Origin of the sequence: Pseudomonas canadensis (assembly GCF_000503215.1) — a bacterium.
Taxonomy (GTDB): domain Bacteria; phylum Pseudomonadota; class Gammaproteobacteria; order Pseudomonadales; family Pseudomonadaceae; genus Aquipseudomonas; species Aquipseudomonas canadensis.
This window is the reverse complement of sequence record NZ_AYTD01000013.1, coordinates 404,762-424,028: the sequence shown is the minus strand read 5'-3', so window position 1 is coordinate 424,028 and position 19,267 is coordinate 404,762. Positions and strand designations below refer to the sequence as shown.

At 58.8% G+C, this 19,267-nt stretch carries 14 protein-coding genes and 4 tRNA genes; 11 read left to right on the top strand and 7 right to left on the bottom strand.

The annotated features are described in order from the left end of the window. Positions 1-63 precede the first annotated feature (63 nt). Genes U367_RS0110815 through U367_RS0110805 form a run of 3 tightly spaced genes read right to left on the bottom strand, consistent with a single transcriptional unit; the run spans position 64 to position 5,846 of the window. On the bottom strand, positions 64-1,482 hold the full coding sequence (locus U367_RS0110815; protein WP_028616944.1) for an efflux transporter outer membrane subunit: 1,419 nt from the start codon (positions 1,480-1,482) through the stop codon (positions 64-66). After that, positions 1,466-2,635, bottom strand: coding sequence for an efflux RND transporter periplasmic adaptor subunit (locus tag U367_RS0110810; RefSeq protein WP_028616943.1), 1,170 nt, complete (start codon positions 2,633-2,635; stop codon positions 1,466-1,468). The genes U367_RS0110815 and U367_RS0110810 overlap by 17 nt, the downstream gene beginning before the upstream one ends. Then, positions 2,625-5,846, bottom strand: a complete 3,222-nt coding sequence (locus U367_RS0110805) for an efflux RND transporter permease subunit (protein WP_028616942.1) — start codon at positions 5,844-5,846, stop codon at positions 2,625-2,627. Before U367_RS0110805 ends, U367_RS0110810 begins: the two co-directional genes overlap by 11 nt. A gap of 198 nt (positions 5,847-6,044) precedes the next feature. Here U367_RS0110805 and U367_RS0110800 point away from each other — a divergent pair, with 198 nt between their 5' ends. Next, a complete protein-coding gene (locus U367_RS0110800; RefSeq protein WP_028616941.1) occupies positions 6,045-6,455 on the top strand; it encodes a PA0061/PA0062 family lipoprotein in 411 nt (136 codons plus the stop codon). Here U367_RS0110800 and U367_RS1000000132065 read toward each other — a convergent pair. After that, positions 6,452-6,613 carry a hypothetical protein gene (locus tag U367_RS1000000132065; RefSeq protein ID WP_016978011.1) on the bottom strand — a complete coding sequence of 54 codons (162 nt, stop codon included), beginning with the start codon at positions 6,611-6,613 and terminating at the stop codon, positions 6,452-6,454. The genes U367_RS0110800 and U367_RS1000000132065 overlap by 4 nt on opposite strands. A gap of 209 nt (positions 6,614-6,822) precedes the next feature. On the opposite strand from U367_RS1000000132065, the gene U367_RS0110790 reads away from it, so the two are divergent. Continuing rightward, complete coding sequence (locus U367_RS0110790; RefSeq protein WP_050587865.1) at positions 6,823-7,485, top strand: C39 family peptidase; 663 nt, start codon at positions 6,823-6,825, stop codon at positions 7,483-7,485. A 36-nt stretch (positions 7,486-7,521) separates the two neighbouring features. Here the strand turns inward: U367_RS0110790 and pbpG are convergent, their stop codons facing one another. The 3 genes from pbpG to folD form a co-directional block, all read right to left on the bottom strand. Then, a complete protein-coding gene (gene pbpG / locus U367_RS0110785) occupies positions 7,522-8,445 on the bottom strand; it encodes a D-alanyl-D-alanine endopeptidase (protein WP_028616939.1) in 924 nt (307 codons plus the stop codon). 131 nt (positions 8,446-8,576) lie between these two features. After that, complete coding sequence (locus U367_RS0110780) at positions 8,577-10,607, bottom strand: hypothetical protein (protein ID WP_028616938.1); 2,031 nt, start codon at positions 10,605-10,607, stop codon at positions 8,577-8,579. Positions 10,608-10,700: 93 nt separating this feature from the next. Then, a complete protein-coding gene (gene folD / locus U367_RS0110775) occupies positions 10,701-11,555 on the bottom strand; it encodes a bifunctional methylenetetrahydrofolate dehydrogenase/methenyltetrahydrofolate cyclohydrolase FolD (RefSeq protein WP_028616937.1) in 855 nt (284 codons plus the stop codon). 279 nt (positions 11,556-11,834) lie between these two features. Between folD and U367_RS0110770 the strand changes: the two genes are divergently transcribed. The 9 genes from U367_RS0110770 (at position 11,835) to U367_RS0110730 (ending at position 19,140) form a co-directional block, all read left to right on the top strand. Next, positions 11,835-11,911: transfer RNA gene (locus tag U367_RS0110770), tRNA-Arg, on the top strand. 32 nt (positions 11,912-11,943) lie between these two features. Then, positions 11,944-12,019: transfer RNA gene (locus U367_RS0110765), tRNA-His, on the top strand. A 56-nt stretch (positions 12,020-12,075) separates the two neighbouring features. After that, positions 12,076-12,160: transfer RNA gene (locus U367_RS0110760), tRNA-Leu, on the top strand. Positions 12,161-12,237: 77 nt separating this feature from the next. Continuing rightward, a tRNA-His gene (locus U367_RS0110755) sits at positions 12,238-12,313 on the top strand. Between the two features lie 401 nt (positions 12,314-12,714). Beyond that, positions 12,715-14,025, top strand: coding sequence for a trigger factor (gene tig, locus U367_RS0110750; RefSeq protein ID WP_028616936.1), 1,311 nt, complete (start codon positions 12,715-12,717; stop codon positions 14,023-14,025). Between the two features lie 91 nt (positions 14,026-14,116). After that, positions 14,117-14,752, top strand: coding sequence for an ATP-dependent Clp endopeptidase proteolytic subunit ClpP (gene clpP, locus U367_RS0110745; protein ID WP_028616935.1), 636 nt, complete (start codon positions 14,117-14,119; stop codon positions 14,750-14,752). A gap of 112 nt (positions 14,753-14,864) precedes the next feature. Next, positions 14,865-16,148 carry an ATP-dependent Clp protease ATP-binding subunit ClpX gene (clpX, locus tag U367_RS0110740; protein WP_010209414.1) on the top strand — a complete coding sequence of 428 codons (1,284 nt, stop codon included), beginning with the start codon at positions 14,865-14,867 and terminating at the stop codon, positions 16,146-16,148. A gap of 174 nt (positions 16,149-16,322) precedes the next feature. After that, on the top strand, positions 16,323-18,719 hold the full coding sequence (lon, locus tag U367_RS0110735) for an endopeptidase La (protein ID WP_028616934.1): 2,397 nt from the start codon (positions 16,323-16,325) through the stop codon (positions 18,717-18,719). 148 nt (positions 18,720-18,867) lie between these two features. Next, entirely contained in the window at positions 18,868-19,140 is a 273-nt protein-coding gene (locus U367_RS0110730; protein ID WP_003174819.1) for an HU family DNA-binding protein, read from the top strand. The last annotated feature ends 127 nt before the right edge of the window (positions 19,141-19,267 follow it).

The following is a 19,267-nucleotide window of genomic DNA, read 5'->3' as shown; positions in this document are numbered from 1 at the left end:
CCGGCTTGCCGGCGATAGCGNCGCTATCGCCGGCAAGCCGGCTCCTACGGAGAATGGACAGTGTCAGGAAGAGGGTCGCCAGCCGCCACCCAGCGCAGTCACCAGCCCGACACTCGCCTGCAACTGCCGCGTCTGCACCGCCTGCAATGTCCGCTGCGCCTGTAACGCCGCCGTCTGCGCCGTCACCACATCCAGATAACTCACGGCCCCCGCCTGATAGCTGTTCATCGCCAGTGCTTGCGTGTGCTGCGCTGCATCCGCTGCCGCTTGTTCATCCTGTGCTTCCTGCTGCAGATCCCGCAGTTGCGCCAGGTTGTCCTCGACTTCGCGCACGGCTTTCAGCACCTGGCTGCGGTACTGCGCCGACGCCTCTTCAAACTCGGCCTTGGCCTGGCGTTCGTTGGCGCTTAGACGACCGCCATCGAAGATCGGCAAATTGACCAACGGCCCCAATGCCCAATAGCGATTGCCCGCGGACAGCAGGTTGCCGACCCCCTGAGTCTGCCCGCCAATCAACCCCGTCAAACTGAAATCTGGATACCACGCCGCCTTGGCCACGCCGATGTTGGCGTTGGCGGCAAACACTCGTCGCTCGGCCGCTGCAATATCCGGACGACGTTGCAGCAGGTGGCTAGGCAATTGCGAGGGTATCCCCGGCAAGGCGATCAATTGCGGGCCCGGCGGTAACGAAAAATCGCTGGCTGCCACACCCACCAGCTCTCCTATGGCGTGCTCGGTCAGATTGCGCTGCCCGCGTACTTCATCCCATTGCGCCTTGGCCTCGGCCAGTTGATTCTGCGCGCGCGTGAGGTCCAGCTCCGAAGCAATCTGCCCCTCATACCGGCTACGGGTCAGCTGCAACGCCTGGCCGAAATCCTCCAGTGAACGGTTGAGAATCCGCGCCTGCGCATCCAACCCGTTGAGCTGCACGTACAACGTCGCCAACTGATGTTGCAGGCTCAAGCGCGCCACCGCCAAATCATCGCCGGACGCCTGCGCTTGGGCATCGCCGGCCGCGACCTGGTTGCGGATTTTGCCCCACAGGTCCAGGTCGTAGCTCAGTGAAAACCCTGCCGTATTGCTGTTGTACACCGACGGCTGCGTATCGCCCCGCAGTGGCCGCGAGTCCGATTGGCGCTGGCGCAACGGCTGCGCACTGGCGGTGATCTGCGGGAACAACCCCGCATGCAACTGGCTGGCATAGGCCTGGGATGCGTCGAAGTGCGCCAGCGCCGCCGTCAAATCCGGGTTGGCCTTGAGCAGTTGCTGTTGCAGGTCATTCAGTCGCGAATCGTGGTAGAGCGTCCACCATTCGGGGGCCAGTTGATCGGACGGTTGCGCGCTGTGCCAGGGGCCATCGCTGGTCTGTTCGCGGTAGCCGGCCGGCAAATCAACGCTCGGCACCTTGTAGGTCGGCGCCATCGAGCAGCCCTGCAACGCCAGCAGCATCAGCGCTGCCAGGGGTTTAAGCCTTAGGCGCATGCGCACCTCCGGCGGCATCGGCCAGTTGTACCGGGTCGCCTTCACGCAGGGCGTCCGGCGGGTTGTCGACCACACGGTCGGCGGGTTTCAGGCCTTGGTCGATGACCAGGCGTTCGCCCAGGTCGAGGCCGATGTGAATGTCCTGTAGGTGCACATGATTGCGCGCATCCAACACCGCCACTTGCGTGCCTTGGGCACGGAAGATCAATGCACTGGCCGGGATGCTCACGCCATGGGTATCCGCCGGTATCGGCAGGGTGGCTTCGGCGTAATCACCGGGCAGCAATTCGCCGTTGGGGTTGTCGGCCACGAACTGCGCGAGCAAGGTGCCGGAACGGCGGTCGATGGCGGTGGAATCACCGATCAGGTGCGCCTTGAAGTGTTCGCCGGGGTGCTCGGGCACGGTCAGTTCGGCTTCGAGGCCTGGGTGGATGACCGCCGCGTAGTTCTGCGGCACAGGCACATACAGGCGCAGTTGGTGAGTGTCGGCGATGTTGAACAGTTCCGGATCACTGTCGGTGTCGGCCTTGATCAACTGGCCGATATCGGTGTTGCGCGCGGTGATGGTGCCCGCGAATGGCGCGCGGATTGTCTTGTAGTTTTCCAGCGCGGACAGCCGCGCATAGTCGGCAGCGGCGGCTTCGGCGTTGGCTTTTGCGGCGGCGGCATTGGAGGTTTTTTCATCGGCCTCCTGGCGCGATACCGAATGGCTGGCGAGCAGGTTTTGCCAGCGGGTGGCGGTGGTTTCGGCCAGGCGTGCGTTGGCCTGTTCCTGTACCAGCCGGGCGTGGGTTTGCGCCAGTTGCTGGTCCAGGTCAGGGCTGTCGATCTCGGCGAGGATTTGCCCGGCTTTGACCTGGGTGCCGATGTCGGCTTTCCAGTCCTTCAAGTAGCCGCTGACACGGGCGTGAATCGGCGCCTTGCTCCAGGCTTCGAGGTGCGCCGGCAAGCGCAGGGTATCGCCGGCGACATTCTGCTGCGGTTGGAACACCATCACCTGCGGGATGGCGGCGGTTTCGGTCCAGGCGGTGACCGATTGTTCGTGCAGCGTGCGGGCATGCAGGCCGTTGGCGACCAACAGGGCGGCCAGGGTCAGGCCGCCGACACCCATGAGCATCAGACGCTTGCGCGAGGGTTTGTGATCAGACGACATGAGGCGTTTCTCCAGCAGTGGCGCGAGTAGGGTGACGGCCGTGGACCAGGCTGAAGACCACGGGGACAAACAACAGGGTGGCGGTGGTGGCGAGGATCAAGCCACCGATCACCGCACGGCCGAGGGGGGCGTTCTGCTCCTCGGAAATCGCCAGGGGCAACATGCCGATGATCATCGCCAGGGCGGTCATGCACACCGGGCGGAAGCGCGTGTAGCCGGCTTCCAGCGCGGCCTTTAGCGCATCGCCATGTTCGGCCAGGCGTTCGCGGCAGAAGCTCACCACCAGGATCGAGTTGGCCGTGGCCACGCCCATGCACAGGATCGCGCCGGTCAAGGCGGGCACCGACAAGGACGTGCCGCTGAGGAACAGCATCCACACGATCCCTGCCAGCGCCGCAGGCAAGGCGGTGATGATCACGAACGGATCGACCCAAGACTGGAAGTTGACCACGATCAGCAGGTAGATCAGCACTACCGCACCGAGCAGGCCAAGGCTCAAGCCGCTGAAGGCTTCATGCAGCGCATCGATCTGTCCGTGCAGGCTGATCACTGCGCCTTTGGGGCGCATCGAGGCGGTGTCATCCAGCACTTTCTGCACATCACGGGCCACGCCGCCGAGATCGCGGCCTTGCACGTTGGCGTACAGGTCCAGGGTCGGTTCGATGTTGTAGTGGGTCACCACCGCCGGGCTTTGCACGCGGGAGATGGTGGCCACGCCGCCGAGGATCTGCGACTGGCCGTCGGCGCCGGTCACCGGCAGCGCTTCCAGCGAAGGCAGGCTGTCGAGGCGGTATTGCGGGGTGGCGGCGACGATGGAGTAGGACACGCCGTTGGCCGGGTTGAGCCAGAAGGTCGGTGCCACTTGTGAGCTGCCGGCGAGGGAGGCGACCATGCTGTTGGTCACGTCACGCTCGGTGATGCCCAGGCCATTGGCGCGCAGGCGGTCGACGTTGACCTGCAAGGACGGGTAGCCGGTGGACTGCTGGATGCGCAGGTCGGCGATGCCCGGTACGTGTTGCAGGCGCCGTTCCAGTTCCACCGCATAGGCGCGGTTTTCTTCATCGCTGCGCCCGGAGATTTTCACGTCCAGAGGGGCCGGGGCGCCGAAGTTGAGGATCTGGCTGCTGATGTCTGCCGGCAGGAATGCGAAATGGCTGCCGGGGAAACTTTCTGGCAGGGCTTCACGCAATTTCTTTACGTAGTCGGCGGTGGGCGCGTGGTCTTTTTTCAGCGTGACCTGGATATCGCCGTCCTGCGGGCCGATGGTGCCGCTGCTGCTGTAGGCCATGTCGATACCGCTGAGCGGGATGCCGATGTTGTCGACGATGGTGTCGAGTTCTTCGGCGGGAATCACTTCACGAATCCGCGCCTCGATACGGTCGAAGGCGGCAGCGCTTTCTTCGATGCGCGTGCCCAGTGGCAGGCGCACGTGCAGGGCCAAGGCGCCCGCGTCGGTGGCCGGGAAGAAGTCCTGGCCAAGGCTTGGCAGCAGCAGGAACGATGCCAGCACACAGGCCAGGAAACCGACGATAAAACGCTTGCGATTGCCCAGGGCCAAGGTCAGCAGGCCGTGATAGGTGTCGCGGATGTTCGAGAAATGCCGCTCGAAACCCTGTTGGAAATTCAGCACCGATTGCAGCACGGCATTGCGCTGTTTCTGATGCTGCTCACCCTCGTGATGATTGATGAATTCATCTTCTGGATGGTGCCCTGCACCTTGCTCCGGGGCGTGCGGCTTGAGCAGGAACATTGCCAGCGTCGGCACCAGCGTACGCGACAGAATGAAAGAACTGGCCATGGCAAAGATCACCGCCAGGGCCATCGGCCGGAACAGATAACCGGCGATGCCTTGCAGCAAGAACATCGGCACGAAAACGATGCAAATACACAGCAGCGAGACGAACGCCGGGCCGACGATCTGTGCGGCGCCGTCGAGAATCGCGGTCTTCACCGCCTTGCCTTGTTCCAGGTGCCAGTTGATGTTTTCGATGGTCACCGTGGCGTCGTCCACCAGGATCCCCACCGCCAACGCCAGCCCGCCGAGGGTCATCACGTTGAGGGTTTGCCCGCTGACCGCCAACAGCGCGATGGCCGACAGCACGGCCAGGGGAATCGAGGCGGCAATAATGATCGTGGAACGCCAACTGCCGAGGAACAGCAGAATCATCGCACTGGTCAACAGCGCGGCGATGATGCCTTCCTGGGCCACGCTGCCCACTGACTGTTTCACGAACACCGAGGCATCCCCCAGCAGCGAGGTCTTCAGCGACGGCGGCAGGGTTTCGTTGATGCGCGGCAGCATCTGGCGGATGCCGTCGATGATCGACAGGGTGGAGATGCTGCCGTTTTTCAATGCTGGCATGAGGACTGCGCGGTGGCCGTCGACGCGTACGATGTTGGTCTGCGGCGGCGAGCCGTCACGCACGTGGGCGACCTGGCCGATGGTGATCAAGGCTCCGTCGACCGTTTTGATCGGCAGGTCATTCAGCTCGTCGATGGCTTTGGGGCTGTTGTTGAGCAAGATGGTGTATTCGTTGGGACCGAGTTTGGCGGTGCCCACCGGGATGATCTGGTTCTGCAGCGCCAAGGCATTGCCGACGTCTTGGGCCGATAAACCTTTGGCGGCCAGCGCCTGCGGGTCGAGGTCCAGGGTGATCTGGCGTTGCTTGCCGCCCATCGGTGTGGGCATGGCCAGGCCGGGCAGGGCGCTCAGGGGCAGGCGAATGTTGTTCTGCACCAGGTCGCGGATCTTGGCTTCCGAGAGGCTGGGGCTGGAGAACGCCATCTGCAAAATCGGCACCGTGGAGGCGCTGTAGTTGAGGATCAGCGGCGGCGTGATGCCCGGTGGCATCTGCTTGAGCACGGTTTGTGATACCGCCGTCACCTGGGCGTTGGCGGTGCGGATATCCACGCCGGGTTGGAAGAAAATTTTGACAATGCCCATGCCGGGCAAGGATTGCGACTCGATATGCTCGATGTCGTTAACCGTGGTGCTCAGGGAGCGTTCATAGGTGTAGATCACCCGGCCAGCCATGGCGTCCGGCGACAGACCGTTGTACTGCCAGACTACGGCGACCACGGGAATGCCAATGTCCGGAAAAACGTCAGTGGGGGTACGCAGGGCCGCCATCGGCCCGATGATGCAGATGAATATGGCCAACACGATAAACGTGTACGGCTTTTGCAGTGCGGTCTTTACCAGCCCGAGCATGCGTGAAACCTCCGGAGGGAGCAGGATTGCAAACCCCGGCAGTCTTGCCCGACCCACCTAACACGCACCTTTCAGCCAGGTGAAGGAACATTTAGGAAGGGGCTGAAGATCGTTTCATCTGTATTCATTTGTTCTACAAAGGGTGGCTCCCCAAGCTTGTAACCCATCGGACACATCGTCCTTCTTTGGAGCCCTGCCATGTCACTCAAACCCTTGTTATTGATCCCGGCCCTCGCTGCTGTGCTGTTGTTGTCGGCGTGCGCCGGCCCGATTCCCAAGGCCGACCCGAGCGAAGCGTGGATCGGTTTGAAAGAAGAAGCCCCTAACGACCTGATGGCCGAACGCGTGGACGGCAAGCGCGTGGATGACGGACGTTTCTTCGAGGTGACGCCGGGGGATCATCGCCTGGATGTGACGCTGTTTGAGGAGGAGCCAGGCGACGACAACCATCAGGACTGCCAGGGTCGGGTCGAATACAAGGATTTCAAGGCGGGTGAGCACTACACCCTGGTGGAGTCGAGCTTGGGCACCACCGTGCGCGCATCCTTGATGGATGGTCACGGCAAGGAGGTCGCGGCGACTCAGGACTTCAATTGCATGCCTGGCTAGGCGTGATGTACCGCGACCTTATGGGGTTTGGCGGGTGCAGCGGGTTTGACGTGGGGGTGATGGTGCCGACGGGTGATGCGCAACACCCCCCACAACATGGCGCCGGCTACCGCCAGCCAACCGCATATCAACAGGACAATCGTTGTTGCAAGGCTCATTCCGGCCTCCTTTCGCCCCCAGGGGGCACACACAGTCTTCTCAATGGACAGTCTAGCTAGCTGACGGTTGCCTGCTATTGACCAATGGTCGTGTCTGTCCAACTTCTTTGCTCTATCCGCGTCCTTTACTAAGCCTGCGGGCTATACCCGCGTGGCAGAGCGTCCTATGATCAGGGCCCTTACCGGCAGTTGATCAAGAGAGTAGAAAATTGCGGTTACGGTCGAACCTGAAAACATCCTTGTTCCTCGCGTGTGCCTTGGGCCTTGCGGCGTGTTCCTCCACTCCGTCGAGACTGGCGGGCCTGCCGGAGCGCGTCGAGCTCAATGGCGTGCCGACCTTTCGCAGCGAGGCTTATCAGGGCGGTCCTACGTCTTTAGCCAGCATGCTGTCGCAACAAGGCATTGTCATGACACCGGGGCTATTGGATAAACCGCTGCATTTGCCGGGCGGCGAAGCGGACCTTGAGCGCAACATGCAGGTGCTGGCGCGCGAGTACGGGCTGATGGTGTACCCGCTGGACGCCAAGCTGACAGCGGTGCTGGCACAGGTGGCAGCGGGTTATCCAGTGATGGCGCGGATCGGTGGCGGGCTGTGGTCGGACGCGCACTACGTGGTCGTAGTGGGGTTCAATCAGCAGAAAAGTACGGTGTTGTTGCGCTCTGGCATGGATCGACGTTTGTTGATGAGCTTCAGCGACTTTGAGTCCAAATGGAAAAGCGCCGGCAGTTGGGCAATCCTCACTCAGCGCCCGAGCCAGTTGCCGGCGAATGTAGATGCACAACGTTGGCGCGACTCGGCGAATGCGACGGCCCAGGCCGGGCAGGAGCGGGCGGCGGCGCAGGCACTGAAGGTGTTGGCGGAACGCAAATAAAAAACGGCGCTATCGAAGCGCCGTTTTTTATATCGTTTAGCGACGGGCTTCCGCAGCGTTAGGACGATTCTTCAGGTTCTTGTCGGCCTTGTAGCGCAACGCCACATCCGGCACCGAACCGCTCTTGCCGGTCTCGACCCAATTGCGGATACGGCTGGCATCGGCAAAGTGGGTGAATTTGCCGAAGGCATCCAGGATCACCAACGATACCGGGCGGTTGCCCATGCTGGTCACCAGCACCAGGCAGTGGCCGGCCTGGTTGGTGAAACCGGTCTTGGTCAGCTTGATGTCCCAATTGGCGCGGTTGATCAGGTGGTCAGTGTTGGAGAAGCCCAGGGTGTAGTTGGGCTTGCGGAACGACACGGTCTTTTCCTTGGTGGTGCTCAATTGGCTCAGCAGCGGGTAGTGACGCGCGGCGGCCAGCAGTTTGCTCAGGTCGCGGGCAGTGGACACGTTGTGGATCGAAAGGCCAGTGGGTTCTACATAATGAGTGCTGGTCATGCCCAACGCCTTGGCCTTGGCGTTCATCGCGGCGATGAAGGCTGCATAGCCACCCGGGTAGTGGTGGGCCAGGCTCGCGGCGGCGCGGTTTTCCGAGGACATCAGAGCGATCAGCAGCATTTCCTTGCGCGGCATCTGGCTGCCGATCTTCACGCGCGAGAACACGCCTTTCATTTCCGGCGTGTCGGTGATGTTGATATCGATGTACTCATCCATGTTCTGCTTGGCTTCGAGCACGATCAGGCCAGTCATTAATTTGCTCACCGAAGCGATGGGCACCACCACGTCCGGGTTGCTGGAATAAATGACCTTGTTGGTCTGCAGGTCGACCAACATGGCGCTGCCAGAAGCGATTTGCAGCTTGGACGTATCACGCGGGGCCTGGGTGGTTTCGGCTGCGTGCGCGAAGGTGCCTGTGAAAGCAAAAAATAGGCTGACAATAGAAAGACGAATTTTCACGCGGATGAACTCGCTAAAAGTAAGGAAATACCGTTCTGGAACGGGTTGTATGACAAATGCCGTTACATTTTAGGAGTATGGATCAGAAAGCGATAGAGGCCTTTAAATAAAGGCCGTAAGCCGATGATTGGTTAGGGTTGTACCGATTTTGAACCCACCTTGGGGGGCTCAAGTAACAGAAGCGTTCCAAGGTCATTTTTTGCATTGACCGGATAGTGCGAGATGAGCGCCGCGTCATCGATCTTCGCTAGGGTTTGCGAAGAGGGGCCTATGCCTAGGTAAATGCACGGTAGAGGGGTCGCGAGTGCCCCAGCCATGAGCGCGTCGAGGTCGCTCTGCAGCAAGGTTTCGATCATGCCGGGCCCAGGCAAAGGCGAGGAGGTTTGCAGTTGCGCATGATAGATAGCCTGTCGTTGTGCCAGGATCAAGCAGTTACGCCCCTTGTAGGTTGCGCGTAGAAACGCCAGTTCGTTCGCTACCACAGAGTCCCTGGGCGTGTGAAAGTCGGAGAGCGTGTTGATGCCAGTTGTTACAAGGTTGCGACTTGAAAAGGCCAGGGTCACCGTGCCGAGGCTCACGAAGACAAGAAACGGGACAGCCAGCACGTTGGATAGGGCAGATGTAGAGCGTTTGCGGATTGATCGCAGGATCAAGTCTGTCAGCACCGCACCTGTTACCAGTGCGGGCCATAGCACCATCATCAGGCAGAAAATGTGTGAACGCCCCTGGTAGTAGGTGAACAGTCCAAGTCCCATCAGCGAGGCGCAGAAGAGCAAGTCATACACCGGCTTGTCGCTATGTCGCCGCCATGCCGAAAGCGCTGTGACGGCCGCCGCGGCATAAACAAGCAGAATGACTTGCCAGGGATGGAAGGTGAGGGGCATTGGCAGCATCATGAAACCCGCTCCGTAGAACAGTTTCTGGGACGCAAGGGCTTCCTGAATGCCGAGTGGGGCGCCAGCCTTGATTCGCAGGGTAATCATCAGGATACACAGGCTCAGCACTGCAAAAAGTGAAAAGCCGAGCGCGGACAGCAGACTTTTCCATTTCGGGCGCTGACTAAAAAGAGGTTTCACCAAAAGCGTTGCACCTATGGAAATCAGCACTGGAATTCCGGAATCTATGTTCCAGAAAACCGCGATACCTGAGGCTATTCCCAGCGCGCCAAGGCGCATGCGTGAAGGGCGGGAGCAGTAGTGTGCGAACAGGAGCAGCGACACGGCAGGGCAAATAAAGCGAATAGGGTAGTACTGCAGATAGATTTCCTGCGCGAATCCGTTCAGGTACAGAAACAGGCTTGTAGGTATCAGCAGGCACAGGAACGTCAATATCCTCAGGCCGTGGTTGCGTACGTGAAGGTGCAAGATCACGGCGAGGCAGACAAGGCCGACGAGCTGGAGCACTGCAAAAAAAGTGCTGACGGAGAAGACACTGACTCCGGCAAGTTTGAAAAATGGGGCGATCAGTTCCGGGAATAAACCATATTGCGAAGGTAGTTCGCTGAGTAACGTTTTGCCTGCGACGACTTGGGTCAGCGCATAGGTGGCGGCGTCATAGCTGACAGACCATTGGCTTGCGAGGGTGACCGTGTCAATGGAAGCCAACCTGTAAGGGGCTATCTGGAAGATGAAGGTCGCTATACAAGCCAGCGCAATGGTAAGCGCCATCGACGAGCGGCTTGGCTTGCCCCCGGTCCAATTCTGTACCAGCACGGCTATCGAGAGGATTACGGACAGCACCAGCATGATCGTCCGGCTGGTACCCGACACGCTCTTGGGGAAGAACATCACGCTGGTGAAGTCCGAGGCGATGAATGGGCCTGCCAATGCGAGGGATAGCAGGGCTAGCGTCAGGCCCGCGAGCCAGGGTGGTGGGTTGAAGCCTCGCAGGAACCTGAGCGCGGCAACCAGGCCAATTGGAGCCAGTGCGGCGAGAACTATGAAAACCGCGCGCTCAACTGGCTCGGGATTCAACTGAGAGGGGGTTGTTATGCGCTCGGCTGCAAAAACCGGTACCTGAACATTGCTTCCTATTTGGAAGTAGATTGCCAGCAGACTCAGCCCAACGGCAGCAAGCGTGACGAATGCGGCGAAAATAATCAGGGCAAGCCCTTGGCCGGGGATAGCATCGTGCGTTGCCTGCGTAACGCTGTTCTTGGTCATTATCAACGCGCCGGGGTCAAGCGAATCGGGAGGGGAAGGCAACTGGCCAATAAAAAGCCCTGCCGATGGCAGGGCTCTTTGTTGGAGCGCTTGTCAGCTGTGCAGGGTTTCTGCAGCGTATAACGTGTTTTCCAACAGGCAAGCACGCGTCATCGGGCCGACGCCGCCTGGCACTGGTGTGATCCAGCCGGCGCGGGGCAGGGCGGTTTCGTACACCACATCGCCCACCAGCTTGCCGTCGTCCTGACGGTTGATGCCCACGTCGATGACGATGGCGCCTTCCTTGATCCATTCGCCTTTTACCAGCCCCGGCTTGCCGGCAGCGACCACGACCAGGTCGGCGCGGCCGACGTGGCCGGCGAGGTCTTTGGTGAAGCGGTGGGTGACGGTCACGGTGCAGCCGGCCAACAGCAGTTCCATGGCCATCGGTCGACCAACGATGTTGGAGGCGCCGACGACCACGGCGTCGAGGCCGTACAGGTCGACACCGGTGCTTTCCAGCAGGGTCATGATGCCTTTGGGCGTGCACGGACGCAGCAGCGGGATACGCTGGGCCAGGCGGCCGACGTTATAAGGGTGGAAACCGTCGACGTCTTTGTCGGGGCGAATACGCTCCAGTAGTTTCGAGGCGTCCAGATGCTCGGGCAATGGCAGTTGCAGCAGGATGCCATCGATCTTCGGGTCGTCGTTGAGGCTGTCGATCAGGTCGGTAAGGGCCTGCTGGGTGGTCTCGGAAGGCAAGTCGTAGGCCTTGGAAATAAAGCCGACCTCTTCACAGTCTTTACGCTTGTGCGAGACATAAACCTGAGAGGCAGGATCGCTGCCGACCAGGATCACCGCGAGGCCAGGCGTGCGCAGGCCCTGCTGGCTACGCTCGGTGACTCGTTTGGCGATCTGCTGGCGCAGGCTGGCGGCGATTGATTTGCCGTCGATAAGTTGTGCAGTCATTACGCGTGATTAACCATCGAGAGGGGGAAGAAAAGTGCGCGCATTCTCGCATGCCAAGACGTGAGGGCAAAGGCGCTTGGTCTGCAAATTGCCCTAACCCCTTAAATAAAATGAATTTTTTTCAAAAAGGATTTGACGGGTTTCGAGGGCGTCTATACTATTCGTCGCACTTGTCGGGCACAGCCTAGCACTGGTTAAGAAGGTCGAGCAGAATAGCGTGTTGTTCTGCAAGGCTGGAAGCACTTAGTTTGTAATCCTCCAAGAGTACAGATTAATCAGGCGCCCGTAGCTCAGCTGGATAGAGCATCCGCCTTCTAAGCGGATGGTCGCAGGTTCGAGTCCTGCCGGGTGCGCCATTAGGCAGCTTTGGCACAAGTAGCGCTATATGGTGGGCGTAGCTCAGTTGGTAGAGCACGGGATTGTGACTCCCGTTGTCGAGGGTTCGATCCCCTTCGTCCACCCCATATTTTAAAAGGCGCCAGATTAATCGTCTGGCGCCTTTGCTTTAAGAGCTTCAAGCGCGGATGTGGTGGAATTGGTAGACACACTGGATTTAGGTTCCAGCGCCGCGAGGCGTAAGAGTTCGAGTCTCTTCATCCGCACCAAATAAAGCTTGGTCCCGTCGAAAGGCAGGGCAGAGCTCAACAAAGAAGTGGTTTGGTTTCTTTGTTAACGCAATATGGTGGGCGTAGCTCAGTTGGTAGAGCACGGGATTGTGACTCCCGTTGTCGAGGGTTCGATCCCCTTCGTCCACCCCATATTCGAAAGGCGCCAGATTTAACAGTCTGGCGCCTTTTTTGGTTTCAGCGGTTCGAAATATCCAGCGCCTGCAGGTAATGGGGTGCGACGGCGGGGCGTTTCATCGTATTTGTGTATCTCGATGATGCTGCGCTGCCAGCCAGCCCTGTTTGCGGGGTTGGCCGTCAGGGCGATGGATGGCGACTTCTTCTATATATAGAAGGGGCGGCGCAGAGCCCTGGCGTGATGGGTTGTATTTGTCACCGGGGCGAAGTGCATCCGTGCCTTCGTACCGATAAATTGCCGGCTGTTTTCGGGCGTATTTGCAGTAGGGTGACTTCTTGAGTTTGACCCACTAGAATGCATGCCCTTGATTGGGGTCGGAAATGGCCGGCTAACGTCTGTGCAACGAGGAATATCCATGCAAGTTTCTGTTGAAAATACTACTGCTATCGAGCGTCGCCTGAGCATCTCCGTGCCGGCTGAGCGCGTCGAGACTGCGGTCAACAAGCGTCTGCAGCAGACTGCCCAAAAGGCCAAGATCGCTGGTTTCCGTCCAGGCAAAGTGCCAATGAGCGAAATCAAGCGCCGTTTTGGTGCCGATGCGCGCCAGGAAGCTGTTGGTGACGTGATCCAGGCTTCCTTCTACGAAGCGGTCGTTGAGCACAAGCTGAACCCAGCAGGTTCGCCGTCGATCGAGCCTAAGTCCCTGGAAGCTGGCAAGGACCTGGAATACGTCGCCGTATTCGAAGTGTTCCCTGAATTTGAAGTGGCCGGTTTCGACGGTATTGCCATCGAGCGTCTGAGCGCCGAAGTGGCTGATTCGGACCTGGACAACATGCTGGAAATCCTGCGCAAGCAGAACACCCGTTTCGAAGTGGCCGACCGTGCTGCCCAGAACGAAGACCAGCTGAACATCGATTTCGTTGGCAAGGTTGACGGCGAAGTCTTCGCTGGCGGCTCCGCCAAGGGTACCCAGCTGGTGCTGGGCTCCAACCGCATGATCCCTGGTTTCGAAGACGGCCTGGTTGGCGCCAAAGCCGGCGAAGAGCGCGTTCTGAACCTGACTTTCCCTGCTGACTACCAGAACCTGGACCTGGCCGGCAAAGCCGCCGAGTTCACCGTGACCGTCAACAGCGTTTCCGAGCCTAAGCTGCCAGAGCTGAACGAAGAGTTCTTCGCTCAATTCGGCATCAAGGAAACCGGCATCGAAGGCTTCCGCACCGAAGTTCGCAAGAACATGGAGCGCGAGCTGCGTCAGGCCATCAAGTCCAAGGTCAAGAACCAGGTCATGGACGGTCTGCTGGCCGCCAACCCGATCGAAGTGCCCAAGGCCCTGCTGTCCAACGAAGTGGATCGCCTGCGCGTACAAGCTGTTCAGCAGTTTGGTGGCAACATCAAGCCTGACCAACTGCCGGCCGAGCTGTTCGAAGAACAAGCCAAGCGCCGCGTCGTGCTGGGCCTGATCGTGGCTGAAGTGGTCAAGCAGTTCGACCTCAAGCCTGACGAAGATCGCGTTCGCGAAATGATCCAGGAAATGGCTTCGGCCTACCAGGAGCCTGAGCAGGTCGTGGCTTGGTACTACAAGAACGATCAGCAACTGAACGAAGTGCGTTCGGTTGTGCTGGAAGAACAAGTTGTGGATACTGTTCTGCAGAAGGCTAAGGTGACCGATAAAGCGGTCTCTTACGAAGAAGCAGTCAAACCGGCGGAAGCAGCACAAGCCGACTGATTGTCCAACTCGTTGGAAATACAACCATAAGCCAGCCTCGCGCTGGCTTATGCGTTTTCAAGACATGACTATTTGGGAGTAACTGCAGAGCATGTTCCGTAATTCCTATATTCAGCAGAACTCTGATATCCAGGCCGCTGGCGGCCTGGTCCCGATGGTTGTCGAGCAGTCCGCTCGTGGCGAACGCGCCTACGACATCTACTCGCGCCTGCTCAAGGAGCGAGTGATCTTTCTGGTGGGCCCGGTAGAGGACTACATGGCCAACCTGATCTGTGCGCAGTTGCTGTTCCTTGAAGCGGAAAACCCGGACAAGGACATCCATCTCTACATCAACTCCCCAGGCGGCTCGGTCACTGCAGGCATGTCGATCTACGACACCATGCAGTTCATCAAGCCGAACGTGTCGACCACCTGCATTGGCCAAGCCTGCAGCATGGGCGCATTCCTGCTGACCGCCGGTGCCGAAGGCAAGCGTTTCTGCCTGCCGAACTCGCGTGTGATGATTCACCAGCCACTGGGCGGTTTCCAGGGCCAGGCGTCGGACATCGAAATCCACGCCAAGGAAATCCTGTTTATTCGTGAGCGCCTCAATACGTTGATGGCCAAGCACAGCGGGCACACCTTGGAAGAAATCGAGCGCGATACCAACCGCGACAACTTCATGAGTGCCGAAGCTGCGAAAGCATACGGGTTGATCGACGACGTGATCAGCCAGCGCCCCGCTTAATATAAGCTGCTCAAAATAGGGCTGGTCGGCATGTCCGACCACTGGCGGGCTTGAAAAAGCCCGCATAAGCCTTCATCTTGTGTTGCAAGCCTATCGGATTTGGATCGAACGAATGACTGACACCCGCAACGGCGAGGACAACGGCAAGCTGCTCTATTGCTCCTTCTGTGGCAAAAGCCAGCATGAAGTGCGCAAATTGATTGCCGGCCCCTCGGTCTTTATCTGCGACGAGTGCGTCGACCTGTGCAATGACATCATCCGTGAGGAGGTGCAGGAAGCCCAGGCCGAAAGCAGCGCGCATAAATTGCCTTCGCCCAAAGAAATCAGCGGCATCCTTGACCAGTACGTGATTGGTCAAGAGCGTGCAAAGAAGGTTCTAGCCGTAGCGGTATACAACCACTACAAGCGCTTGAACCAGCGTGACAAGAAAGGCGACGAAGTTGAACTCGGCAAGAGCAACATCTTGCTGATCGGTCCTACAGGCTCGGGTAAGACCCTGCTTGCAGAAACCCTCGCTCGCCTGCTGAACGTTCCGTTCACCATCGCCGACGCTACCACCCTCACCGAGGCTGGCTACGTGGGTGAAGATGTCGAGAACATCATTCAGAAACTGCTCCAGAAGTGCGACTACGACGTAGAGAAAGCCCAGATGGGTATTGTCTACATCGACGAAATCGACAAGATTTCACGCAAGTCGGACAACCCGTCGATCACCCGGGACGTTTCCGGTGAAGGCGTGCAGCAGGCCCTGTTGAAACTGATCGAAGGCACGGTCGCTTCCGTACCGCCACAAGGTGGTCGCAAGCATCCGCAGCAGGAATTCCTTCAGGTTGATACGCGTAACATCCTGTTCATCTGCGGTGGTGCGTTCTCCGGTCTGGAAAAAGTCATCCAGCAGCGTTCGACCCGCGGCGGCATCGGCTTCAGTGCCGAAGTGCGCAGCAAGGAAGAAGGCAAGAAGGTTGGAGAGTCCCTGCGTGAAGTCGAGCCTGACGATCTGGTCAAGTTCGGTCTGATCCCGGAATTCGTGGGCCGTCTGCCGGTTCTGGCCACGTTGGACGAGTTGGATGAGGCTGCTTTGATCCAGATCCTCACCGAGCCGAAAAACGCCCTGACCAAGCAATACGCCAAGCTGTTCGAGATGGAAGGTGTAGACCTCGAGTTCCGCACCGACGCCCTCAAATCGGTGGCCAAGCGGGCACTGGAGCGCAAGACCGGTGCACGTGGCCTGCGTTCGATTCTGGAAGGCGTCCTGCTCGACACCATGTACGAAATCCCCTCGCAGTCCGAGGTGAGTAAAGTGGTGATCGACGAAAGCGTCATAGAAGGTAAGTCCAAGCCACTGTATATCTACGAAAACAGTGAGCCGGCTGCCAAGGCTGCGCCCGACGCGTAAGCGTTTCGCAGTTTCGGTATAAACAAGGGGCCTCCAGGGGCCCCTTTGTTTTTACGGCGTTTTTTACCCCAAAGCGTTTACTGCGTTTAACTGCTGGCAATAAGCTTGTTTTTTTTGCATGCAGCCCCCATCTTGGTTTCAAGCTTATTTTTCATCTGTCATAGAGGCGAAATCATGAAGACCACCATCGAATTGCCTCTCCTGCCGTTGCGTGATGTTGTCGTCTATCCGCACATGGTTATCCCGCTGTTCGTGGGGCGCGAGAAGTCTATCGAAGCCCTCGAGGCCGCGATGACGGGCGACAAGCAAATCCTGCTGTTGGCCCAGAAGAATCCTGCTGACGATGATCCAGGCGAAGACGCCCTGTATCGTGTCGGCACCATTGCTACCGTACTGCAACTGCTCAAGCTGCCTGATGGCACCGTCAAGGTGCTAGTGGAAGGTGAGCAGCGTGGTGCGGTCGAGCGCTTTATGGAGGTGGACGGCCACCTGCGCGCCGAAGTGGCGCTGATCGACGAAGTCGAGGCCCCTGAGCGCGAATCCGAAGTGTTTGTACGCAGCCTGCTCTCGCAATTCGAGCAGTATGTGCAGTTGGGCAAGAAAGTCCCGGCTGAAGTCCTGTCTTCCCTCAACAGCATCGATGAGCCAAGCCGCCTGGTCGACACCATGGCCGCGCACATGGCGCTGAAGATCGAGCAGAAGCAAGACATCCTCGAAATTATCGACCTGTCGGCGCGTGTCGAGCACGTGCTGGCGCTGCTGGATGCCGAAATCGACCTGTTGCAGGTTGAGAAGCGCATCCGTGGTCGCGTGAAGAAACAAATGGAGCGCAGCCAGCGCGAGTACTACCTGAATGAGCAGATGAAGGCCATTCAGAAAGAACTCGGCGACAGCGAGGAAGGCCACAACGAAATCGAAGAGCTGAAAAAGCGCATCGACGCCGCCGGTCTGCCGAAAGACGCCTTGACCAAAGCCACTGCCGAGTTGAACAAGCTCAAGCAGATGTCGCCGATGTCGGCCGAAGCCACCGTGGTGCGCTCCTACATCGACTGGCTGGTGCAAGTGCCGTGGAAGGCCCAGACCAAAGTGCGCCTGGACCTGGCGCGCGCTGAGGACATCCTTGACGCCGACCACTATGGCCTCGAAGAAGTCAAAGAACGCATCCTCGAATACCTTGCCGTGCAAAAGCGCGTGAAGAAGATTCGGGGTCCGGTGTTGTGCCTGGTGGGTCCGCCTGGCGTGGGTAAAACCTCGCTGGCTGAGTCGATTGCCAACGCCACCAACCGTAAATTCGTGCGCATGGCCCTCGGTGGTGTGCGTGATGAAGCGGAAATCCGTGGTCATCGCCGCACTTACATCGGTTCGATGCCAGGAAGATTGATTCAAAAGATGACAAAGGTGGGCGTGCGCAACCCGCTGTTCCTGCTCGACGAAATCGACAAAATGGGCAGCGACATGCGTGGCGATCCGGCGTCGGCGTTGCTCGAAGTGCTCGACCCCGAGCAGAACCACAATTTCAACGACCATTACCTGGAAGTCGACTACGACCTGTCCGACGTAATGTTCCTGTGCACCTCCAACTCCATGAACATCCCGCCGGCGCTGCTGGACCGGATGGAAGTGATTCGTCTGCCGGGTTACACCGAAGACGAGAAGATCAACATCGCCGTCAAATACCTCGCGCCCAAGCAGATTTCGGCCAACGGCCTGAAGAAGGGCGAGATCGAATTTGAGGTCGAGACGATCCGCGATATCGTGCGCTACTACACCCGCGAGGCCGGTGTGCGGGGCTTGGAGCGCCAGATCGCGAAGATCTGCCGTAAGGCGGTCAAAGAGCATGCACTGGAAAAACGCTTCTCGGTGAAGGTCACGGCCGATTCCCTGGAGCACTTCCTGGGCGTGAAGAAATTCCGCTATGGCCTGGCCGAGCAGCAGGATCAGGTAGGGCAGGTGACTGGCCTGGCGTGGACTCAGGTGGGCGGCGAATTGCTGACCATCGAAGCCGCGGTGATCCCTGGCAAAGGCCAACTGATCAAGACTGGTTCCCTGGGTGACGTGATGGTTGAATCCATCACTGCCGCGCAGACCGTGGTGCGCAGCCGCGCCAAGAGCCTGGGGATCCCCCTGGACTTCCATGAGAAGCACGACACCCATATCCACATGCCGGAAGGGGCGACCCCGAAAGACGGCCCTAGCGCTGGCGTAGGTATGTGCACGGCCTTGGTGTCGGCATTGACTGGCATTCCGGTGCGCGCCGATGTCGCCATGACGGGGGAAATCACCCTGCGTGGTCAGGTATTGGCCATCGGTGGTCTGAAAGAGAAATTGCTTGCTGCACACCGGGGTGGTATCAAGACGGTGATCATTCCTGAAGAGAATGTTCGCGACTTGAAGGAAATTCCAGACAACATCAAGCAAGATCTGCAGATTAAACCGGTTAAATGGATTGACGAGGTCCTGCAAATTGCGCTGCAATACGCGCCGGAGCCCTTGCCGGATGTGGCTCCGGAGATAGTTTCCAAGGACGAAAAACGTGAGTCTGATTCCAAGGAAAGAATTAGCACGCATTAATGTGTTAAAGCCTGGGGGCTTCCTTGACAGCTTTTTAGAGCCCTTGTTATAAAGCGGCTCTTAAGTGTCTGTAGGGCATTCAGCACTGGTTTTTGCTTTCACCAAAAAACTTAGAATCATACTCAATAGATATATAAGGGGACTTAGAGTGAACAAGTCGGAACTGATTGATGCTATCGCTGCATCCGCTGATATCCCGAAAGCTGCTGCTGGCCGTGCGCTGGATGCAGTAATCGAATCCGTCACTGGCGCTCTGAAGGCCGGCGACTCCGTGGTACTGGTAGGCTTCGGTACTTTCTCTGTGACTGACCGCCCAGCTCGCACTGGCCGTAACCCACAGACTGGCAAAGCACTGCAGATTGCTGCTGCCAAGAAACCAGGTTTCAAAGCCGGTAAAGCCCTGAAAGAAGCCGTTAACTAAGCTTCGATCCAGCCTTTACCTACCCAGGTCGAACCCAGGTTCAACCTGGGAGCGGAGCGGCAGCAGACCCGTGTATGCATCGGGTCGCCAAGCCGGGGGGAGAACCAAAGCCCTCGTCCGCTCCGCC